The following is a 2956-nucleotide window of genomic DNA, read 5'->3' as shown; positions in this document are numbered from 1 at the left end:
TGACCTGAGCGGAATTGACCCGAACAAGACTTTAAATGCTAAACTTGTCAAAGAACTCCTTGGCTTGGCGGTAGATGCCGCTTAGCCTATGAATAATTTTTTAACGAACTATTGTTGCATAGATATATTATTCTTATATGGATTAAATTCATCTACTGGCATTATTAAATCCATTCCTAACCAGTTCTCATCTTTGTAAAACCGCACCTTTGAATTTATTCCCTGTGTAGTGTACAATGCTCTGAAACAAAAAGCTAATTCAAAATCTATTTGATTATACTTTTTCTCAATAATTTCCGAAAAGGCAATTAACTCTTTTCCTATTTCAGAAACCTTAATATATCCTGGGGAATCTGATTGTATGCTTATTCGTTCCATATTTGTTGATGTTATGGTTGCTAATGGTTAGCAGGGAACGGCTTGCCGTTATCCTGCGTTGTTACTGACATTTTCTTACCAATTATCTATTTTGGCAGAAAACATATTATCATTCATTTGTTTTTCTATATCTTCAATTCCGTATGTTTCAAGTATATATTCATAATCACCCATACTCATAACATTTATTGCTTTGTATGATGACATCCTGAGACTATAACGGACAGCCAAAAGTTCTCCTACCATACTATATAAAGCATCATAAACAGGTAGTCCACCGTCTTTGTGTTCAGACCATATTTGTATTACATCGCCATTTGTTCCTTTGAAAATTTTAATCGTAGGAGAATAAGATAGATTTTCAGTTACCATTTGATTGCTTATGTAATATTGCAAGACTGGTTTAACCAATTCTGTGGTATCTCCATTATGAATTAAGAATAAATGATTTCTACCATTTACTTGATTTGAACAAATGGTAATACCTTTATATTGCAATATGTTTTCTGCATTTATCTCACCCTTATAAAGAAATAAGGATAAGAAAAATAATATGTAATATCGAATTTCCATATCTCATTGCTTTTGTCAGTAATGGCTTGGCGGGGAACGGCGTTAGTCCGTTATCCCGGCTTGTTACCAATATTTTTTTAAGTATTAGCCAAAGATTTCTATTCCTAATTATTAAGAGCAATCTCTTTACCAACAAATATGGCATCACCACATTTCATATAGAAACCATTTTGACCGTTGTATTTCCTAAGAGCATAGGGATATGCAACAATTCCTTTTTGTGGCTTTATACTAATTTCACAACATCCATGTGATGTTTGGTAAAGCAAAAAAACTTTTTCCCCATGCCTTTTTAAAATGTCATATACCTTATTCTTCCATTCTTTTTCATCCTTATCTTCAATGTTATATGAATCAGCAATACGACCATTTCTTAAAAAATGGGAATCATTAACATCCGGCTTAGAGCGTAAGAACTGCATTTGTTCCCTTGCAATACTACCAAAATGGTAATATTCGCCATATTTTTTGTATCTCGTTTTTAATTCTTCCATTGTCATCAAATCAAAATTTACGATAGAGAAGAAAGAACTTGATGAATTTACAACAGACGTATATAGTCTTTTGCTAATGTCAGCTTCCAAAGAAGGAGAAATATCTAAAAAGAATATATTAGGATTGTACCCTCGTAATTCCTCACAAAATTGCTGCTCATCATTTTGAGTCATAAATAACTGAAAATCTCTACTTTTCTCCATTGTATTTAATTTTGATGATGATAAAATCTTTGGCTTACCTTATCGCACTGTTATTGGTAATGGTTAGAAAGGAGCATCGTCAGATGCTATCTTTCGTCGTTATATGTATTTCTTGAATATCACTGGCTACTATCATTCCATTCATACCAACAGATGAATCTATATGAATGAACTTTAAAGTATCTTTTGATTGATAATTCTTCACCCAACTATACTCGCCAATCAGATAGGCTGGTATGTTGGCGTTCGTGAAGATATTGAGTTCAAATATAACATTTTGAATATCAAAAGAAGATAATTCCCACCATTCAACACCTTTACAAACCAAACGAATGTTTGATATAGTAAAGATTAGTGTTGCATCATCTTTTTGGTATGCGATTGATGTTATTTCTTTATCGTGATATTCCATACTGTTACATATAATGGTTCAGCAGGGAACGGCTTGTCCGTTATCCTGCTTCGTTAATGGTAAATTATATTTTTCCTTGTCTGTGCAATGCCTCTATGAAAAAGCAAATAAAGGTTGCCACTATATATACAGTAAGTGCCCACACTCCAACTTTACGTTGCACAGAGTTTTCATCCTCATACTTGGTTATAATTCTTCTGTACCTTTTCTTGAAGAAAAATCTGCCACACAGCAATGCTATTAAACTGCCTTCAATGATATAGTATTGAGTATCGGACGGATAATCAATGATTCCGTATTGGGTTAATATACCCCATGCGGTTAATACATTTGTACTTAACATGACCGAAAACAAAAGCATTGCCAAAAATGTGGCTCCTTCCGATACAGAAGAATGAAGCCATAATCTATAAAACCTATAATATAAATAGTCTATCATATACCTTATTACCATTAATGGCTTGGCGGGGAACGGCGTTAGTCCGTTATCCCGGCTTGTTACCAATATTTTTTTAAGTATTAGCCAAAGATTTCTATTCCTAATTATTAAGAGCAATCTCTTTACCAACAAATATGGCATCACCACATTTCATATAGAAACCATTTTGACCGTTGTATTTCCTAAGAGCATAGGGATATGCAACAATTCCTTTTTGTGGCTTTATACTAATTTCACAACATCCATATGATGTTTGGTAAAGCAAAAAAACTTTTTCCCCATGCCTTTTTAAAATGTCATATACCTTATTCTTCCATTCTTTTTCATCCTTATCTTCAATGTTATATCATTGATGTCCCATTAAAATCGGAAAGAGTACTTTGAAATTGTTGAAATTTAGTTTGTTGGAAAAGATTTTGGTGCGAACGGACTTGATTAGTATATTACGGTTCTTCA

At 33.1% G+C, this 2956-nt stretch carries 3 protein-coding genes and 1 pseudogene; all 4 read right to left on the bottom strand.

Translation table 11 applies throughout. The features are described 5' to 3' along the window. Positions 1-111: 111 nt before the first annotated feature. Positions 112-378: pseudogene (locus tag QGT73_RS17090) on the bottom strand (hypothetical protein); the annotation flags it as partial. Between the two features lie 75 nt (positions 379-453). Then, positions 454-951: a hypothetical protein gene (locus QGT73_RS17085; RefSeq protein ID WP_280123229.1), complete on the bottom strand. Its 498-nt coding sequence runs from the start codon at positions 949-951 to the stop codon at positions 454-456. 104 nt (positions 952-1055) lie between these two features. Beyond that, positions 1056-1649, bottom strand: coding sequence for a hypothetical protein (locus tag QGT73_RS17080; RefSeq protein WP_007654014.1), 594 nt, complete (start codon positions 1647-1649; stop codon positions 1056-1058). Positions 1650-1728: 79 nt separating this feature from the next. Beyond that, positions 1729-2061: a hypothetical protein gene (locus QGT73_RS17075; protein ID WP_065538022.1), complete on the bottom strand. Its 333-nt coding sequence runs from the start codon at positions 2059-2061 to the stop codon at positions 1729-1731. Positions 2062-2956: the final 895 nt, after the last annotated feature.

It is taken from the genome of Duncaniella muricolitica (genome assembly GCF_910574735.1).
Taxonomy (GTDB): Bacteria; Bacteroidota; Bacteroidia; order Bacteroidales; family Muribaculaceae; genus Duncaniella; species Duncaniella muricolitica.
This window is presented reverse-complemented; position numbering and strand designations above follow the sequence as displayed.

What these genes read in the sequence shown, in the direction of transcription:
- QGT73_RS17085 (WP_280123229.1), bottom strand. Translation starts at nt 951, where the DNA reads ATGGAAATTCGATATTACATATTATTTTTCTTATCCTTATTTCTTTAT.
- QGT73_RS17080 (WP_007654014.1), bottom strand. Translation starts at nt 1,649, where the DNA reads ATGGAGAAAAGTAGAGATTTTCAGTTATTTATGACTCAAAATGATGAG.
- QGT73_RS17075 (WP_065538022.1), bottom strand. Translation starts at nt 2,061, where the DNA reads ATGGAATATCACGATAAAGAAATAACATCAATCGCATACCAAAAAGAT.